This window comes from Streptomyces griseus (genome assembly GCF_900460065.1).
GTDB classification, from domain to species: domain Bacteria; phylum Actinomycetota; class Actinomycetes; order Streptomycetales; family Streptomycetaceae; genus Streptomyces; species Streptomyces griseus.
The window spans coordinates 5,001-21,813 of sequence record NZ_UAVD01000017.1; the positions used below are offsets into that span (position 1 = coordinate 5,001).

The window sequence follows — 16,813 nt, forward strand, 5'->3', positions numbered from 1 at the left end:
GTGTGCCGGACAGCGACGAGCCGTACGTCCTGATCGCCCGGGACCTGGCGCCGGCCGACACGGCGCTCCTCGACCCGACGCTGGTGCTCGGCTTCGTCACCGAGGAGGGCGGGCCGACCAGTCACAGCGCGATCCTGGCGCGGGCGCTCGGCGTTCCGGCCGTGGTGGCTCTGCCCGGTGCCGGTGAGCTGGCCGAGGGCACGGTCGTCGCGGTGGACGGCAGCACGGGCGAGATCTTCGTCGACCCGAGCGACGAGAAGCGCGCCGAGCTGGAAGGGGCCGCCGCCGCCCGGAAGGCGGCGCTGTCCGCCTCGACCGGTCCCGGCGCCACGTCGGACGGTCACAAGGTGCCGCTGCTCGCCAATGTCGGCGGTCCGGGCGATGTGCCCGCGGCGGTCGAGGCCGGGGCGGAGGGCGTCGGGCTGTTCCGTACCGAGTTCCTGTTCCTGGACGACAGCAAGCAGGCTCCTTCCGAGGAGAAGCAGGTCGCGGCCTACCGCGCGGTGCTGGAGGCTTTCCCCGAGGGGCGGGTCGTCGTCCGTGTGCTGGACGCCGGCGCGGACAAGCCGCTGGACTTCCTCACGCCGGCCGACGAGCCCAACCCGGCGCTCGGCGTCCGTGGACTGCGGAGCCTGCTGGACCACCCCGAGGTGCTGCGTACCCAGCTGACCGCGCTGGCGAAGGCCGCCGAGGGACTGCCGGTGTACCTGGAGGTCATGGCCCCCATGGTGGCCGACCGCACCGACGCCAAGGCGTTCGCGGACGCGTGCCGCGAGGCCGGGCTGCGGGCGAAGTTCGGCGCGATGGTGGAGATTCCGTCCGCCGCTCTGCGGGCGCGGTCGGTCCTCCAGGAGGTGGAGTTCCTGTCGCTCGGCACCAACGACCTGGCGCAGTACACCTTCGCGGCCGACCGGCAGGTGGGCGCGGTGTCGCGGCTCCAGGACCCGTGGCAGCCGGCGCTGCTGGATCTCGTGGCGCTGTCCGCCGACGCGGCCCGTGCCGAGGGCAAGAGCTGTGGGGTGTGCGGTGAGGCGGCGGCGGATCCGCTGCTGGCGTGTGTGCTGACGGGTCTGGGTGTCACCTCCCTGTCGATGGGCGCCGCGTCCATTCCCTATGTGCGGGCCACGCTGGCCAAGTACACGCTGGCGCAGTGCGAGCGTGCGGCGAACGCCGCTCGTGCGGCGGACACGGCCGACGAGGCCCGCAGTGCGGCTCAGGCGGTGCTCTCGGGCGAGTAGCCGGGAATCCGTGGGTCGAGGAGGGGCTTTCCGCCGAGTGGCGGGAAGCCCCTCCCGCTGTGTGGCCGGGGCGCGTCAGTGGTGGGGCTCCGCCGGGTCGGCTCCGATGTCGAATCCCGCGCAGTACTCCACGCCGGATTCCGGGGAGACGGGCTCTCCGGTGTCGGCGTCGGTGCAGTAGGCGTTGAAGACCTCGCCCGCGGTGAGCGGGGCGAGGGCTCCGTGGGCCAGTCGCCAGCCGTGGACGCGGTCCGAGGTGTCGGGGGCGCTGGTGCGCAGGACGACTCCCCCGCGTGATTCCAGGGCGATGGCCACGGCGAGGACGGTCGCGAACTCCGTGCCCTCCGAGCTGTCGAGGCGGGCCGGTCCCGCGGGGTCGCGGTGCGTGTGGAGGACGGCCAGCAGCTGGTCGTTGTCCGTGGGGGTGCTGCACACCAGGTGGTGGGTGCCCGGTCCGGCCGCCTCCAGCAGGCGCATAAGCAGGTGGGAGGCGCGGTCGAAGGCGGCGCGGCCGATGTCCTGGCCGCAGTCGGCGCAGGTGCCGAGGTCGGCGAGGAGGAGGGTGGCGTACTCCCAGGTGGCCTGGCGGACCGCGCGGGAGACGAGGACGGGAATGAGGTCGCTCAGGTGTTGCCCGGTGTAGGCGACCGTGGCTCCGGCGGCGGCGATCTCCGCGGTGAAGCGGCTCCGGCTGGCCCCGGTGTCGGCGTCGAGGCCCGCTTCGGAGCAGAACTCCGCGTAGTCCTCCGGGTCGAAGAGGGCGACGGTGGTGTGCATGCCTTGGGCGGCGAGCGCTCGGAGCAGGCCTTCGACCTGCTGGAGATAGACGGTGTGGTCGTCGAAGGCGAAGGTGCGGTAGCGCCGCATGGCGGCGAAGTCCTGTGCGTCGGCGAGGAGGCCGATCGTGCTGGGTGCTTCGCGGCGCAGCGTGCGGCGCATGGTGGCGTCGCGCCGGGCGTCGGCCTTCGGGTGGCGGATGGAGCCGGTCTCGGTGTGGTTGTTCTGCGCCATGTGTCCCCCTGTGCGCGGTGAATCCTTGCTCACTCAGCGTAATCAGGGGGACTGACAAGGGGTCGCCCAGTGGTCTACCGGCGGCGGCTCGCGGCCAGTTCGGCGTAGAAGTGGAGGAGGTCGAGGTTGTCGACGGAGCCCGGGTTGACCGCCTTGGCCAGCTCGGTTCCCTGGAGGAGCCGTTTGACCGGAACCTCGATGCGCTTGCCGGTGAGGGTGTGCGGGATGGCGGGGACCTCGATGACCTCGTCCGGTACGTGGCGCGGCGAGAGGTTCTCGCGGATGGTCCGCTTGATCGCGTCGCGCAGGTCGTCGTCGAGGGTCGCGCCGTCGGCGAGGTGGACGAAAAGCGGCATCCAGTAGCCGCCGTCGGGTTCTTCGAGGCCGATGACGAGGGACTCGCGGATCTCGGGGAGCCGTTCGACGGCCTCGTAGATGTCGGCGGAGCCCATGCGGACGCCCTGGCGGTTCAGGGTGGAGTCGGAGCGGCCGTGGATGATCACCGAGCCGCGGTCGGTGAGGGTGATCCAGTCGCCGTGCCGCCAGACTCCGGGGTACACGTCGAAGTAGCTGTCGTGGTAGCGGCTGCCGTCGGGGTCGTTCCAGAAGCGGATCGGCATGGACGGCAGCGGGTTGGTGACGACGAGCTCGCCGACCTCGCCGATCAGCGGCCTGCCCGCCGGGTCCCAGGACTGGAGGTCGGTGCCGAGGCAGGGTGCCTGGAGTTCGCCGATGTGGACGGGGAGGGTGGGGACGGCTCCGGCGAAGCAGGAGCAGACGTCGGTGCCGCCGCTGACGGAGGCGATCCAGAGGTCTGCGCCCCTGTTGGTGAACTCGTCGTGGAGCCAGCGGAAGCCGTCGGGCGGGAGCGGGGAGCCGGTGGTGGCGACGCACTGGACGCGGGAGAGGTCGAAGTCGCGGCCCGGGTGGATGCCGGCCTTGCGGCAGGCCATCACGTAGGCGGCGGAGGTGCCGTAGAGGGTGGCGCCGGTCTGTTCGGCGACACGCCACTGGGCGCTGACGTCCGGATAGCCGGGGCTGCCGTCGTACAGGACGACGGTGGTGCCGGTGAGGAGGCCGGAGACGAGGAAGTTCCACATCATCCAGCCGGTGGAGGTGTACCAGAAGAAGCGGTCCTCGGGTCCGAGGTCGCAGTGCAGGCCGATCTGTTTGAAGTGTTCGAGCAGGATGCCGCCCTGGGACTGGACGATGGCCTTGGGGAGGCCGGTGGTGCCGGAGGAGTAGAGGACCCAGAGCGGGTGCTCGAAGGGGACCTGCTCGAAGACCGGCTCGGTGTCGGCGGAGGTGAGGGCGGCCCAGGCGAGCGCGCCTTCGGGGGCGTCGGTGCCCAGCAGCGGGATGTGGACGACGGCGCGCAGGGTGGGCAGTTCGCGGCGCAGCTCGGCGACGGTCTCGGTGCGGTCGTGTTCCTTGCCGCCGTAGCGGTAGCCGTCGACGGTGAACAGGACGACGGGCTCGATCTGCTGGAAGCGGTCGAGGACGCTGCGGGCGCCGAAGTCGGGGGCGCAGGAGGTCCAGATGCCGCCGACGGCGGCGGTGGCGAGGAAGGCGACGACGGCCTGGGGGATGTTGGGGAGGTAGCCGCTGACGCGGTCGCCGGGGGTGACGCCGAGGGCGCGGAGTTCGGCGGCGAGCGCGCCGACCTGGCGGCGGAGTTCGGCCCAGCTGACGGGGAGCTGGGTGTGGGTCTCGTCGACGTACAGCAGGGCGGGGGTGTCGGCGCGGGCCGGGTCCTCGGCGGTGCGCAGGGCGTGTTCGGCGTAGTTGAGGGTGGCGCCGGGGAACCAGGTGGCGCCGGGCATCGCGCGGTCGCCGAGGACGCTCTCGTACGGCGTGGAGAAGCGGACGTCGAACCATTCGGCGACGGCCCGCCAGAAGGTGTCGAGCTCGTCGACGGACCAGCTGTGCAGGGCCGCGTACCCGCCGTCGGTCGGGGCGCCGTACCGGGTCGCGGCCCAGTTCTGGAAGCGGGTGACGGCCGCGGCCTCGATGCGGTCGGGGCCGGGCTGCCAGAGCGGGGCGTCGGGCGTGGCTGCGGTCATGAGGGCTGCTCCCTGGCTGTACGGGTACGCGGGGTGGGCGTCGGCGCGCACGGGCTGGGGTGTGCGCGTGAGCGGCTGACACGGACGATGCCATGTGATCGTCTTCGGCACCAGGGTGGCCCCCGCCCCCTGGGTGCCTGGGGGCGGGCGTCCGGCATGGGTGAACGGGAGTTGAACGGAGGGTTCTGGGGGTCGGTCGGGTGGCAGGGTGTGCGCCATGGACGGTCGTGACCTGGTGCGTCGGGTGAGATGGGTCGGTTCGGTGCGGGGGCTGCGCACGGTGCGTTCGGCGTGGCGGAGGCGGTCCGCGGACGCGGCGGCGCTGCCTGCGCGCGGGGCGGAGCGGGCCCGGGTGCCCGGGGAGCTGACGGGTGCGGAGCCGGGCCCGGGTGGGGGTGTGGTGCGGTTCGCCCGTTCGGAGCTCCGCATCCGTGTGTCGGTGGGCGGTGCGGTGTTCTGGGCGTGGGACGGGGCGGAGCCGCTGCCGTCGTACGCGGTGGCGGGAGAGGCGCCCGGGGCGGATCCGCGTGCGGTGCTGGAGCCGGACAAGGACGGCGGCTGGCAGGTGGTCTCGGAGCGGCTGACGGTGGTGGTGTCGCGGGCCGGGGCCGTGGAGCTGCGGACGCCGGGCGGTTTGCTGTTGCGGCGTGAGCTGCCGCCGCGGTGGTGGGAGCCGGTGGACGGGGGGCCGGTGCGGTGGGTGCAGCGCTCCGAGGTGCCGGCGGACGCGCGGTTCTTCGGTCTCGGCGGACGGGCGGGCGGGCCCCGGTTGCGGGACGGGGTGTACGGGCTGTGGAACACCGATCCGGGTGGGCGTTTCGGTCCGGGTGACGATCCCCTGTATCTGACGATGCCGGTCCAGGTGGTGGTGTCGGACGCGGGGACGCATCTGGTGTTCCACGACAACAGCTGGGCGGGCCGGGTGGTGCTGCGGGAGGGCGAGGAGGGCGCGGGTTCGGGGCATGACCGGCCGGGCGCCTGCGAGGTGCGGATGGAGGGCGGGCCGCTGCGCTGCTGGGTGGTGGCGGGGACGCCGGCCCGGGTGCTCCAGGGGTGGACGGCGCTGACGGGTGCGCCGGCGCTGCCGCCGTCCTGGGCGCTCGGGGCGCAGCATGCCCGGTGGGGGTTCGGCGGCGCGGTGGAGGTGCGGCGGGTGGTCGACGGGTACCGGGAGCGGGGGCTGCCGCTGTCCGTGCTGCATCTGGACATCGACCACTACGACGGGCACCGGGTGTTCACGGTGGACGGGGAGCGGTTTCCCGATCTGCCCGCGCTGGCGAAGGAGCTGCGCGAGGACGGGGTGCGGCTGGTATCGATCGTGGATCCGGCGGTGAAGGCGGAGCCGGGCGAGGCGGTGTTCGACGCGGGGGCGGCGGTCGGGGACCGGGGGGCGTACGTCCGGGACGCGCGGGGGCGGGTGGTGGTCGGGGAGGTGTGGCCGGGGGCCTCGGTCTATCCGGACTTCACTGATCCGCTTGTGCGGGATTGGTGGGGATCTCTGTACGAGGAACGGCTTGCGCAGGGCTTCTCGGGGGTGTGGCACGACATGAACGAGCCGGTGTCGTTCGCGGCGTTCGGAGATCCGTCGCTGCCGCGTTCGGCCCGGCATGTCCTGGAGGGCGCCGGCGGGGACCATCGCGAGGCGCACAACGTGTACGCGCTGGCGATGGCGCGGGCGGGTTACGAGGGGCTGCTGCGGTGCCGTCCGGAGGAGCGGCCGTTCTTGTTCTCGCGGTCGGGCTGGGCGGGGATGCAGAGGTACGGGGGCACCTGGTCCGGTGATGTGTCGACGGGGTGGCCGGGGCTGCGGGCGTCGTTGTCACTGGTGCTGGGGCTGGGGCTGTGCGGGGTGCCGTACTCGGGTCCGGATGTGGGCGGATTCGACGGGTTCCCGTCGCCGGAGCTGTATCTGCGGTGGTTCCAGCTGGGGGCGTATCTGCCGTTGTTCCGGACGCATTCGGCGATCGACGCGGGGCGGCGGGAGCCGTGGGAGTTCGGTCCCGAGGTGCTGGAGCACGCGGGGGCGGCGCTGGTGGAGCGGGAGCGGCTGCACCCGTACTTCGTGACGCTGTCGCAGCTGGCGCGGATGACCGGTGCGCCCTACGTGCGGCCGGTGTGGTGGGGTGCGCCGGGCGACCGGGCGCTGCGGGAGTGCGAGGACGCGTTCCTGCTGGGTGACGCGCTGCTGGTGGCTCCGGTGCTGGAGGCCGGGGCGCGGCGGCGGGCGGTGCGGCTGCCTCGGGGACGGTGGTACGACACGGCGACCGGGCGGGCGTACGACGGGCCGGGCCAGGTCCTGGTCGACGCTCCGTTGTCGCGGCTGCCGGTGCTGGCGAGGGCGGGTGCGGTGATTCCGGTGCGGGGTGCGGACGGCGGGCCGGAGCTGGAGGTGTGGGCGCCCGCGCCGGGGGGCGTCGGCGGCGGTCCGGTGGTGCGGGACGCGGGCGACGGGTGGGCGGAGGCGGAGGTCGAGCGGTACGTGACGCGGTGGGAGGACGACCGTGTGGTGGTGGAGCGGGACGGCGCGGAGGGCGGGGTCGACTGCCCGGTGCGGGTGCGGGGGGTGCGGAGGCGGGGTTGAGGGCGCCTGGTCGCTGCGTGCGCGTGTCCGGCGCGCCGGGCGCAGTGGTCCCGGCCGCCGGTGCGGCCCGGTCGTGGTGGCCTGAGCGGTGGCCTCGTTGGTGGCCTCAGCCGTGGCGGTCCCGGCGGGCGAACCAGGCGTCGGCCGCTTCCGTGTGCAGGGGGAAGGCCAGGGGGCGCGGGCGGTAGAGGATGTCGTAGCCGGACGTCTCGTCGGTGGGCACCGACGGCGGGAGGCTCGCGAGGGGGCGTTCCGGGAGAAGACCGAAGACCAGGAGGTGGCCGGCGGTGTCGCTGAGGGTGTCCGCGAGACGGACGTCCTCCGCCGAGGCCCTGATGCCGGTCTCCTCGCGCAGTTCCCGGACGACCGCCGCACGCCAGTCCTCGGCATGGTCGATGAACCCGCCGGGCAGCGCCGTACCGCCCTTCCGCGGCTCGATGGTGCGGGTGATGACGACGAGTCCGGTGGAGCGCGGGCCGGTGACGGGGAGCAGGGCCACCGCGACGGGGAGCGGGTTGCGGTAGGCGGTGGTTCCGCAGCGCCCGCAGGTGCGGGGCCAGGTGTCGGCGGACGGCAGCGCGGTGTACGGGGCTCCGCAGGCGCCGCAGTGGGAGTCCCGTACGGGTGGGGACGGCTGCGGCGCGGCCGGGGATGGGGTGTTGCCGGATTCGGACACGGGCGGACTGTATCGGACCGTTCTTCCGCCCCTTCCGCCCCTCCGCCCTCCGCCCTCCGCCCCTCTGGCCTTCCGGCCTTCCGCGCTTTCGGCACTTCCGCCTTTCCGCCCTTTCGAAGCCTGCGGAGCTTTCTGAGCTTTCAGACCCTCAGCCCCTCAGACCTTCGGAGCTTTCGGAGCTTTCGGAGCTTTCGACGACGCGGCCTGCCCCCGCCTTCCGGGGCAGGCCGCGTCGCGTCCTTTCCCGGGGGCCGCGAAGCTGATAGACGGTGTGCTCATGACAGGAATGCGTACCGCTCTGCGTGCCCTGGCCGCCTCGGCCGCCACCCTCCTCGCCGTCACCGCCCTCTCCCCCGCGGCACAGGCGCGCCCCGAACCGAGAGCTCCCGAGGAGTTCGTGGCGCTGCGCTCGGTGGACCCGACGATCATCCAGGAGGTGCGCTACACCACGGCGCACACCTTCCTCGGCGAGCGGGTGGACGGATACCGGCAGCCGGTCTGCATCCTCACCCGGCCCGCCGCCCGGGCCCTGCACCTGGCACAGCGGCGGCTGTTGCGTCAGGGGTACTCGCTGAAGGTCTACGACTGCTACCGGCCGCAGCGGGCGGTGGACCACTTCGTGCGGTGGGCGAAGGACCTCGACGACCGGATCATGAAGGAGGAGTTCTACCCGCGAGTCGACAAGGACCGGCTGTTCGAGGACGGCTACATCGCGGAGAAGTCCGGGCACAGCCGGGGCAGCACGGTCGACCTGACCCTGGTCCGGCTCCCCGCCCTGCCGACCAGGCCGTACCGTCCGGGCGAGCGGCTGACCCCCTGCTTCGCGCCGAAGGAGGTGCGGTTCCCCGACAACTCGGTGGACATGGGAACGGGCTACGACTGCTTCGACACCCTGTCGCACACGGACGATCCCCGGATCCAGGGGCCTCAGCGCGCCAACCGGCAGTTCCTGAAGCGGACGCTGGCCGAGGTGGGGTTCGTGAACCTGCCGGAGGAGTGGTGGCACTTCACCTTCAGGCCGGAGCCGTTCCCGGACACCTATTTCGACTTCCCGGTGCACCGTCGGTCGGTCGCCGGGCACTGACCGAAAACGGTCCGCCCCCGGGGCGGAGAACGGGCGACCGGGACCACCCCCGTGGGCTCCGGCCGCCCGTTCTTCCTATCGGACGCGAAAGGGGCGTGTTCGGTTGCCGATCGGGCGGCTACGGTGCCCGTATGTCACAGCAGACGTTCGAGACGTACGAGGAATTCTGGCCGTACTACGTGGCGATGCACTCCCGCGCCGCCACCCGCTGGGTCCATCTCACCGGCACCCTGACCGGGCTCGCGATCTCCGCCTACGGGCTCGCGCGGGGCCGGAAACGCTGTCTGGCGGCCCTGCCGCTGATCGGTTACGGCACGGCGTGGCCGGCGCACTTCCTGATCGAGAAGAACAACCCGGCCACGTTCGGTCATCCGCTGTGGTCGCTGCGCGGTGACGCGCAGATGATCCGGACGATGCTCGCGGGCCGGGACGCGGAGCTGGCGGAGACCGCGGCGAAGTGGCTGGCGGAGCACGGCGGGGGCGGCGCCGCGGCCGGAGGGGAGCGCGAGGGGGCGTGAGCGGGGCGGGCCGGACCCCTCGCCCGGCGGGTACGTCCGTGGCAGACTTCTGACGTTCCGTCAGATCCAGTGCCGGGAGGGACTTTGTCGCGCACGCGCATACCCGTGGTGGCCGGTTGGTTCACCGAGGACGCCGCGGAGGAGGACTTCCGGCTGCTGGGCACCCGGTGCTCCGCCTGCCGGTCGGTGCACTTCCCCCGGGAGGACGGCCGGTGCCGCAACCCGGGCTGCCCCGGAGGTGAGCTGGAGGAGGTACCGCTGTCGAAGCGGGGCACGGTGTGGTCCTGCACCGACGGGCGCTACCGGCCCCCTCCCCCGTACGTCAGCGACCCCGAGGCGCCCTGGACCCCGTACACCCTGGTCGCCGTCGAGCTGGCCGCCGAGCGCATGGTGGTGCTGGGGCAGGCCGCCCCCGGGGTGGGCGTGGCCGATCTCCCCGTCGGCTCGGCGGTGGAGGTCGTACCGGGCGTCCTGGACGAGGGCCGGGCGTCGGGCGTCGTCCGCACCACCTGGCACTGGCGGCCGGTCGCGGCGACGGACGGGGACGCCTCATGACCGGCGACGTGGCCGTCCTCGGGGCCGGGATGCACCCGTGGGGCAAGTGGGGGCGCGGTTTCGTCACGTACGGGCGGATCGCCGCGCACGCCGCCCTCGCGGACGCGGGCATCGGCTGGCCCGAGGTCCGGTCGGTGGTCGGCGCGCAGACGGTGCGCGGGGGCTATCCGGGGTACGTGGCGGGGGCGACGTTCGCCCGGGCGCTCGGGTGGCAGGGGGCGCGGGTGGCGTCCGTGTACGCCGCGTGCGCCTCCGGGGCGCAGGCGATCGACACGGCGCGGGCCCAGATCCTGGCGGGTCTGGCGGACGTGGTGCTGGTGGTGGGGGCCGACGCGGCGCCCAAGGGGTTCTTCGCGCCGGCGGGCGGGGAGCGGCCGGACGACCCGGACTGGTTGCGCTTCCGGGTGCTCGGAGCGACGAATCCGGCGTACTTCGGGCTGTACGCCCGTCGTCGCATGGCGTTGTACGGGGACACACCGGAGGACTTCGCGCTGGTCAAGGTGAAGAACGCGGCGGCGGGGGCGCTGAACGAGTACGCCCGCTACCGGGCTCCGGTGACCGCCGAGGAGGTCGCCGCCTCCGCGATGGTGGCCGATCCGCTGCGGCTGCTGGACATCTGCGCCACGTCCGACGGAGCCGCCGCCCTGGTGCTGTCGAGCATGGAGTTCGCGCGGCGGCGCGGCGTCCGCGATCCGGTGCGGATCAGGGCCGTCTCCACCGTGACGCCGACGTTCCCGAGGACCGTCCTGGATCTCCCGGACATCGGCACGGACTCGGCGGTCGCCGTGGACCCCTCCCCCGAGAGTTTTCGCGCCTCGATCGCGCGGGCCGCGTACGAGGAGGCGGGGATCGGCCCGGAGGATCTCTCGCTGGCCGAGGTCTACGACCTGTCCACGGCCCTGGAGCTGGAGTGGTACGAGGACATCGGGCTCTGCGGGCCCGGCGAGGGAGCGAAGCTGCTGCGGACGGGGGCGACCGCGCTCGGCGGCCGGGTTCCGGTGAACGCCAGCGGCGGTCTCGCCTCGTTCGGCGAGGCGGTCCCCGCCCAGGCCGTGGCGCAGGTCTGCGAGCTCGCCCGGCAGTTGCGCGGACGGGCCGGAGAGCGGCAGGTGCCGGGCGCACGGGTCGGCATCACGGCGAACCAGGGGCTGTTCGGGCACGGCTCCGCGGTGGTGGCGGTGTGCTGAGCCGGCCGACCCCGACCAGGTTTTCCCTGCCCTTTACTTGACTGGGCGTCACCGCCGCAGAACACTCGGGGCGCCCGGTCCGCCGGACGCTGGACGGCCCGTACCCCTGTCGGCGGGGGTACGGGCCGCCTGCGTGCCGGGAACCGCCCGCCTCAGGTGGCGACGGGTTCGCGGGACCGTGCCGCGCGCTCCAGGGCGTGCTCCACGACCGCGACCAGGACGTCGCGCACCGAGGACCGGTCCCGCGCGTCGCAGACGAGCACCTGGACCTCGGGGTCGAGGTCGAGGGCGGCCCGCACGGTCTCCGTCGGGAACCGCTCGGCCCCTTCGAAGGTGTTGACCGCGACCGTGAAGGGGATTCGCCTGCGTTCGAAGTAGTCGACCGCGGCGAAGCAGTCCTCGAGGCGCCGGGTGTCGGCGAGGACGACCGCGCCCAGGGAACCCTGCGCCAGCTCGTCCCACAGGAACCAGAAGCGGTCCTGTCCCGGCGTGCCGAACAGGTAGAGGACCAGGTCCTCCCGCAGGGTGATCCGGCCGAAGTCCATCGCGACCGTGGTGGTGGTCTTGGACTCGACCCCCTCCAGGTCGTCGACCGGGCGGCCCGCCTCGCTGAGGCGTTCCTCGGTGCGCAGCGGCCTGATCTCGCTGACCGAGCCGACCGCGGTCGTCTTGCCGACGCCGAATCCTCCCGCCACCAGGATCTTCAGGGTGACGGGCTCGACGTGCCGCTGCTTTCGGCGGCTAGAGCGCCCGAAGGCCATTGATAACCTCGCGAAGAATGTTCACGTCCGGCAGCTCGGCCGGTGGAACGGGACGGGTGACGTGCACCAGCTCGTCCTCGACGAGATCGCCGACCAGGACCCGTACCACCCCTACGGGAAGGTCGAGTTCGGCGGCGAGTTCGGCGATCGACTGGGGCATGTCGCTGCAGAGTTCGACGATCGCCACGTGTTCGGGGGCGAGCGTCTGGTCCCGGCCGGGATCGTCGGCGGCCGGTTCCGGCACGACGAGCGCGATCAGGTCGAGGCGGTGACGGGAGGCGCTGCTGGTGCGCCCGCGGGTCATCGCGTACGGGCGGACCACCGGTCCCGCCTCCGCGTCGTACCACCGCGAGACCTGGGGGTCGACGGACCCGTCCGTGGATCCGGGGCCGGTGCCCCGGGGGGAGTCGGCGCTCATGCCCGCCACCCTCACCCTCCGGCGGGCAGACCGGTCGTCCGTGGGGCGTTGGCCAGATGGGCCCCCACGCGCTTGACCATCAGTGTCATCTCGTACGCGACCTGGCCCACGTCGGAGTCGGAGTCCGCCAGGACGGCGAGACAGCTCCCGTCACCGGCGGCCGTGACGAAGAGGAAGGCCTCGTCGAGTTCGACGACGGTCTGACGGACCCGGCCCGCGTCGAAGTGGTGGCCCACTCCCTTGGCGAGGCTGTGGAACCCGGAGGCGACGGCGGCGAGATGCTCGCTGTCCTCGCGGGTCAGGTCGCCCGACGCCCCGGTGGCGAGTCCGTCGCTGGAGAGCACCAGCGCCTTGCGGATGCTCGCGACGCGCTGGACGAGCTCGTCGAGCAGCCAGTTCAGTTCGCCCGAGCCCTGGCGTGCGGGGTTGTGTGCTGCGGCGTTCGGTGCGGTCATCGACCGTCCCCTCCCGGAGTGGTTCCTGGTGCTGTGCCACCGGGTCCGCCGGTGTCTTCGGTGTTGCCGGTGTCGTCGGTGGATTCGGTGTTCTCGGTGTTCTCGGTGGATTCAGCGGCGTTCTGCCGACGGCCGCGCTGCCAGCCCCGCTGGAGGGAGGCCATGCGGTCGCGCACCTCGTCGGCGTCGCGCTCGTCGTCGTCGAAGGTGTCGGCGGGCGCCCGCCGCGGCGTCCGCTCCACGGCTTCCTCGCGGAGCTGGCGGGCGAGGCTGGCCTGCCGGACCCGCCGGGGCAGTCCGCCCACGGTGTCGGGCGCCGGGGGCGCGGACTCCGTGACCCGCGGTGCTTCGGTGGCGCGGGGCGCCTCGGTGGTGCGGTGCGTCTCCGTCGCACGGGACGCCTCGGTGGTGCGGTGTCCGGCGGCCCGTACGGTCCAGGGCGCGTCGGCGGTCCGTGACCGGGACCGGCCGGCCTCCCCGGGCTCCCGGTCGACGGTGTGCGGGACCGGGCCGGTGGCCCTCGCCGGGGTGTCGACCCGGTCCTCGCCCGGATCGTCGACCCGGCGGCCCCGGTCGGTGACCAGCGTCGGCGGGGTACGGCGCGGCAGCGGTACGGGGCCCGCGGGGCGCACCGGGCGCACCTGGGCCGTGGGCTCGTCGCCGTGGTCGCGGGCCTGCTGGTGCTGGTCCCGGTCGGTGGCCCGGCGCCTGCCGCCGGGCTCGTCGCGGCGGGGCTCGCGGTCGCCGTCGCGGCGCAGGTCCCGGGCGCGGAAGATGCCGCCGCGCTCACTCTCGGTGTCCTCCAGGTCGGACACGCCGTCCAGTACGGGGCCGAGGGCCGGGTCCAGCTCCGGTTCGGGTGAACGGTCCAGCGGGTCGCCGGTGAAGTCCAGGGGACCGACCGGGGCCTCCAGCTCGACCGGCCCGTCCAGGACGCCCGGTGCGGTGAGCCCGGTGGGCACCGGGGCCAGGGCCGGGGACCTGCCGTTGACGCGGCGCTCCCCGCCCGGGGCCGTGCTCTGCGGGCCCTGTGCCGCGTCGGAGTTCCGGCCGCTGCCGATCGCCCGCTCGGCCCGGCGGTCGAGGCGGAACCCGGTGCCGTGGGTGTCGGGGGCGTCGGTGAGCAGCGCGGCCGGGATGAACACGACCGCGGTGGTGCCTCCGTACGGCGACTTCTGGAGGGAGACGCGGACGTTCTGCCGCTGGGCGAGCCGGCTGACGACGAACAGGCCCAGCCGGTCGGTGTCGGAGAGCTCGAAGTCGGGGGTCTCGGCGAGCCGCAGGTTGGCGTCGAGGAGGATCTCGGGGGCCATGCCGAGGCCCCGGTCGTGGATTTCGAGAGTGAAGCCGTTGGAGACGCGTTCGCCGTGCACCTGGACCGCCGTGTGCGGGGGTGAGAAGACGGTGGCGTTCTCCAGGAGTTCGGCGATCAGGTGGGTGAGGTCGGCCACGGCGGGGCCGCCCACGCCGATCCGGGCGAGGCGCCGGACCTCGATGCGTTCGTAGTCCTCGACCTCGGCGACGGCGGCCCGCACGACGTCCATCAGCTGGATGGGCTTGCGCCACTGGCGGGAGGGGGCGGCGCCGGAGAGGATCACGAGGCCCTCGGCGTGGCGCCGCATACGGGTGGTGAGGTGGTCGAGGCGGAACAGGTCGGCCAGTTCGTCGCCGTTCTCGGTGCGGCGCTCCATCGCGTCCAGCAGGGTGAGCTGGCGGTGCAGGAGGACCTGGTTGCGGCGGGCGAGGTTGACGAAGACCTCGGAGACGCCGCGCCGCATGTCCGCCTGCTTGACCGCGGCCTCGACGGCGGCCCGCTGGAGGGTGTTGAGCGCCTGTCCGACCTGGCCGATCTCGTCGGGCTCGTAACTGAGGTGCGGGGCCTCGGTCTCGACGTCCACCTGCTCGCCCGCGGCCAGCCTGCGCATGACGCTGGGCAGCCGGACGCCGGAGACCTCGTGGGCGTCCTTGCGCAGCCGGGAGAGGTCGCGGACGAGTTGACGGCCGATGCGCACGGAGACGAAGACCGAGACGATCAGGGCCAGGAAGCCCAGGACTCCGGCGATCCCGGCCTGGGCGAGGACCCGGTAGGCGGCCGGTTCGGCGCGGTCCTGGAAACGGTTGCCCATCTCCGTGGCGTCGCCCGCCAGCCGGTCGAGGACGGGCACGGCCGACTGCTCCCAGCGGTCGGCGTCGACGGCGTCGGGGCGCTTGGCCGGACCGGCGGCGATCAGGGCGTCCTCGGCGGTGCGCAGCGGTTCGGTCTCGGGGCTGGCCCAGAACTGCTCGACGCGCCGGCGCTCGGCGGCGGGAAGGTTGTCCAGGCTGACTTCGTAGAGCAGCTCGCGCTGGGCCACGAGGCCGGATATCCGGCGCAGTTCGGCGGTGGTGAAGCGGCCGGCGATGAGGCCCGAGGCGACCATCGCGTCCTCGCGCGAGAGCATCTCCCGGGCCCGGGAGACACCGACCAGGGCCCGCATCTGCTTGTCCATCGACACGTTCTCCAGAGTGTGGAGCCCGGTGAGGAAGCGGTAGGAGGGGTCGATCAGGCCGTTGTAGAAGTCCAGCGCCTTCGCTCGGCCGATGGTGCGCTTCTCGACCGATGCGCGCAGGGCGTCCAGTCCGTCGACGGCGCTGAGGATCGCGTCCAGGCGACTCTCGTCGGAGACGCTGAGGGCATCCCGGACGTCCTGCTCGCGGGCGTTCTCCCTGACCTCGCCCACGATGCGGTCGGTGGCGGCGCGCTGGCCCATGAGGACGGGCAGCGCGTCGGAGGCCCGGGGGTCGGCGAGGAAGACCAGCGTCTGCCGCCGCTCGTCCTGGACGGCCCGGACGGCGTCCTCCAGCGGGTGGCCGACCTTCTCCACGATGGATCCGGCGCTCATCAGCTCGTCGGCCTGACGGCCGGTGATGTAGGTCGCGAAGACCCAGAGGCCTGTGAGGGAGACGAGCGGCACCAGCAGCAACGCCACGATCTTCCTGCGGATGGACTTCCCGCGAAAGCGCATGGCCTCCCCCAGATCGGCCCCGCACCGCGGGGGTGGTCTTCTCCCGGTCGTCCCTCGGCCCTGCCCCCCGCCGCGCACCGTGCGTACACCGGCGCGCATCGGGCTGACGCGGGCGAGGTCCGTCCTGCGTCAATAAACGGCGCGAGCCTACTACTGACACAGAGACAACTCGAAGACAAGTCCGGATGATTTTCAGCCGTCCCCCCTTGACTTGATCAGGAGTTGTCCAGGTATTCCCGGAGATGAATTTCGCGAAAGCGACAGAGGGGACCGGCCGGACGTGTCGATTCCGACACGCATCAGTTGGCTGGAATTCTTCGCTCCGTGCCCTTCTGCGCCCTGCGGGCGTTTTCCAGGGGAATCTTCGGGACGGGTGGTTCGTCCATATGTACGGGGTAGACGCACGGTGGGGTCGTGCGCGGCAGGACGGACGTGTTCCGCCCGCGTAGAACCGGCGCGAGCCGGGCAGCCACCCTGAAGACGGACAGTGGTGGGGAGTTGAAGGTCCTTGAGCACGCAGGAACGCGGAAGCACCGGAGCACCGGCGACCGCGAGAACGGAAGCCGCGGACGGGGCACGGGTGCCGCGGCAGTTGTGGGTGGAGGAGCCGGCGTCGAAGCGGCGGATGCCCGACGCGGTGCGGACGGCCGCGGTGCGCGCCGTGCTCATCATGTCGCTGACGATCATCCAGGCGATGATCGCCTTCCTGAGCACCTTGACCGGCTCCTGGCTGGCCTTCCCGATGGTGCTCAGCAGTGTGGCCAGCACCGTGGTGGCCACCTGGTCGGTGCTCGACGTCTGGGTGACCCGGCAGGTGTGGAACCAGCGCCACGGCGTGGTCTCCGTGCCGAGCAGCTCGGCCCGGCAGATACGTCGTGAGCGGCGGAGGTCCCGCCGGGCCGAGCAAGCCGCTGAACGGGACGGCACGGGCGGTGGCATAGACGGTCGCCGAAAGGCCGGGGACCTTTCCCGGGCCTGATCTCCCGGGGCTGATCCCCCCCCGGGGCTGATCCCCCCGGCGCTGATCCCCCCGGGGCTGATCTCCCGGGGGCCGAACTCTCGAGGTCGAACTCTTTCTCCGGGCTGAACTCTTTCTCGGAGGCTGAACTCTCTCTCGGGCCTGATCGCGGACGGCCGTCGCCACGGTCGAGCGCGCGGGGCCTCCCGGCGGTCCGGCCACCGCAGCGGGACCTCTCCGCCGTCCGGTGGTCGCCGCCGCTGCCGGAGGCTCCGCTCAGTCGGCGGCCGCGGCGGTGACGGC

At 73.0% G+C, this 16,813-nt stretch carries 14 protein-coding genes (1 of these 14 running past the window's edge); 7 read left to right on the forward strand and 7 right to left on the reverse strand.

Annotated elements, in window-relative coordinates:
- On the forward strand, window positions 1-1,238 hold the 3' portion of the coding sequence (ptsP, locus tag DTB53_RS08405; protein ID WP_012381738.1) for a phosphoenolpyruvate--protein phosphotransferase. The gene continues 433 nt to the left of window position 1, outside the view; only the last 1,238 of its 1,671 coding nucleotides appear in the window; the start codon falls outside the window, past its left edge; the stop codon is at window positions 1,236-1,238.
- Window positions 1,239-1,313: 75 nt separating this feature from the next.
- Here the strand turns inward: ptsP and DTB53_RS08410 are convergent, their stop codons facing one another.
- A complete protein-coding gene (locus DTB53_RS08410) occupies window positions 1,314-2,249 on the reverse strand; it encodes a DUF8829 domain-containing protein (protein ID WP_012381737.1) in 936 nt (311 codons plus the stop codon).
- Between the two features lie 74 nt (window positions 2,250-2,323).
- Window positions 2,324-4,312 carry an acetoacetate--CoA ligase gene (locus DTB53_RS08415; RefSeq protein ID WP_012381736.1) on the reverse strand — a complete coding sequence of 663 codons (1,989 nt, stop codon included), beginning with the start codon at window positions 4,310-4,312 and terminating at the stop codon, window positions 2,324-2,326.
- A 217-nt stretch (window positions 4,313-4,529) separates the two neighbouring features.
- Between DTB53_RS08415 and DTB53_RS08420 the strand changes: the two genes are divergently transcribed.
- Window positions 4,530-6,893 (forward strand): glycoside hydrolase family 31 protein, encoded by a 2,364-nt coding sequence (locus tag DTB53_RS08420; protein WP_012381735.1) that lies wholly within the window; start codon window positions 4,530-4,532, stop codon window positions 6,891-6,893.
- Window positions 6,894-6,999: 106 nt separating this feature from the next.
- Here DTB53_RS08420 and DTB53_RS08425 read toward each other — a convergent pair whose 3' ends face one another.
- Window positions 7,000-7,569, reverse strand: coding sequence for an NUDIX domain-containing protein (locus DTB53_RS08425; RefSeq protein WP_012381734.1), 570 nt, complete (start codon window positions 7,567-7,569; stop codon window positions 7,000-7,002).
- A 286-nt stretch (window positions 7,570-7,855) separates the two neighbouring features.
- Here DTB53_RS08425 and DTB53_RS08430 point away from each other — a divergent pair, with 286 nt between their 5' ends.
- The 4 genes from DTB53_RS08430 (at window position 7,856) to DTB53_RS08445 (ending at window position 10,913) form a co-directional block, all read left to right on the forward strand.
- Window positions 7,856-8,653 carry a M15 family metallopeptidase gene (locus DTB53_RS08430; RefSeq protein ID WP_030706297.1) on the forward strand — a complete coding sequence of 266 codons (798 nt, stop codon included), beginning with the start codon at window positions 7,856-7,858 and terminating at the stop codon, window positions 8,651-8,653.
- 131 nt (window positions 8,654-8,784) lie between these two features.
- Entirely contained in the window at window positions 8,785-9,171 is a 387-nt protein-coding gene (locus DTB53_RS08435; RefSeq protein ID WP_012381732.1) for an Mpo1-like protein, read from the forward strand.
- A gap of 84 nt (window positions 9,172-9,255) precedes the next feature.
- On the forward strand, window positions 9,256-9,726 hold the full coding sequence (locus tag DTB53_RS08440) for a Zn-ribbon domain-containing OB-fold protein (RefSeq protein WP_012381731.1): 471 nt from the start codon (window positions 9,256-9,258) through the stop codon (window positions 9,724-9,726).
- A complete protein-coding gene (locus DTB53_RS08445) occupies window positions 9,723-10,913 on the forward strand; it encodes a lipid-transfer protein (RefSeq protein WP_012381730.1) in 1,191 nt (396 codons plus the stop codon). Before DTB53_RS08440 ends, DTB53_RS08445 begins: the two co-directional genes overlap by 4 nt.
- 152 nt (window positions 10,914-11,065) lie before the next feature.
- Here the strand turns inward: DTB53_RS08445 and DTB53_RS08450 are convergent, their stop codons facing one another.
- From DTB53_RS08450 to DTB53_RS08465, 4 genes are read right to left on the reverse strand one after another with little or no spacing between them, the layout of a single operon-like run.
- Window positions 11,066-11,674, reverse strand: a complete 609-nt coding sequence (locus DTB53_RS08450) for a GTP-binding protein (RefSeq protein ID WP_012381729.1) — start codon at window positions 11,672-11,674, stop codon at window positions 11,066-11,068.
- Window positions 11,655-12,092: a DUF742 domain-containing protein gene (locus DTB53_RS08455; protein WP_003970444.1), complete on the reverse strand. Its 438-nt coding sequence runs from the start codon at window positions 12,090-12,092 to the stop codon at window positions 11,655-11,657. The genes DTB53_RS08450 and DTB53_RS08455 overlap by 20 nt, the downstream gene beginning before the upstream one ends.
- A gap of 11 nt (window positions 12,093-12,103) precedes the next feature.
- Window positions 12,104-12,547 carry a roadblock/LC7 domain-containing protein gene (locus DTB53_RS08460; RefSeq protein WP_003970443.1) on the reverse strand — a complete coding sequence of 148 codons (444 nt, stop codon included), beginning with the start codon at window positions 12,545-12,547 and terminating at the stop codon, window positions 12,104-12,106.
- Window positions 12,544-15,552, reverse strand: coding sequence for a sensor histidine kinase (locus tag DTB53_RS08465; RefSeq protein WP_012381727.1), 3,009 nt, complete (start codon window positions 15,550-15,552; stop codon window positions 12,544-12,546). Before DTB53_RS08465 ends, DTB53_RS08460 begins: the two co-directional genes overlap by 4 nt.
- 625 nt (window positions 15,553-16,177) lie before the next feature.
- On the opposite strand from DTB53_RS08465, the gene DTB53_RS08470 reads away from it, so the two are divergent.
- Entirely contained in the window at window positions 16,178-16,531 is a 354-nt protein-coding gene (locus tag DTB53_RS08470) for a hypothetical protein (RefSeq protein ID WP_042498875.1), read from the forward strand.
- The last annotated feature ends 282 nt before the right edge of the window (window positions 16,532-16,813 follow it).

Excerpts from the sequence above, each read along its gene's own strand:
- DTB53_RS08410 (WP_012381737.1), bottom strand. The coding sequence starts at position 2,249 with ATGGCGCAGAACAACCACACCGAGACCGGCTCCATCCGCCACCCGAAG.
- DTB53_RS08415 (WP_012381736.1), bottom strand. The coding sequence starts at position 4,312 with ATGACCGCAGCCACGCCCGACGCCCCGCTCTGGCAGCCCGGCCCCGAC.
- DTB53_RS08420 (WP_012381735.1), top strand. The coding sequence starts at position 4,530 with ATGGACGGTCGTGACCTGGTGCGTCGGGTGAGATGGGTCGGTTCGGTG.
- DTB53_RS08430 (WP_030706297.1), top strand. The coding sequence starts at position 7,856 with ATGCGTACCGCTCTGCGTGCCCTGGCCGCCTCGGCCGCCACCCTCCTC.
- DTB53_RS08435 (WP_012381732.1), top strand. The coding sequence starts at position 8,785 with ATGTCACAGCAGACGTTCGAGACGTACGAGGAATTCTGGCCGTACTAC.
- DTB53_RS08445 (WP_012381730.1), top strand. The coding sequence starts at position 9,723 with ATGACCGGCGACGTGGCCGTCCTCGGGGCCGGGATGCACCCGTGGGGC.
- DTB53_RS08450 (WP_012381729.1), bottom strand. The coding sequence starts at position 11,674 with ATGGCCTTCGGGCGCTCTAGCCGCCGAAAGCAGCGGCACGTCGAGCCC.
- DTB53_RS08455 (WP_003970444.1), bottom strand. The coding sequence starts at position 12,092 with ATGAGCGCCGACTCCCCCCGGGGCACCGGCCCCGGATCCACGGACGGG.
- DTB53_RS08460 (WP_003970443.1), bottom strand. The coding sequence starts at position 12,547 with ATGACCGCACCGAACGCCGCAGCACACAACCCCGCACGCCAGGGCTCG.
- DTB53_RS08465 (WP_012381727.1), bottom strand. The coding sequence starts at position 15,552 with ATGCGCTTTCGCGGGAAGTCCATCCGCAGGAAGATCGTGGCGTTGCTG.
- DTB53_RS08470 (WP_042498875.1), top strand. The coding sequence starts at position 16,178 with ATGCCCGACGCGGTGCGGACGGCCGCGGTGCGCGCCGTGCTCATCATG.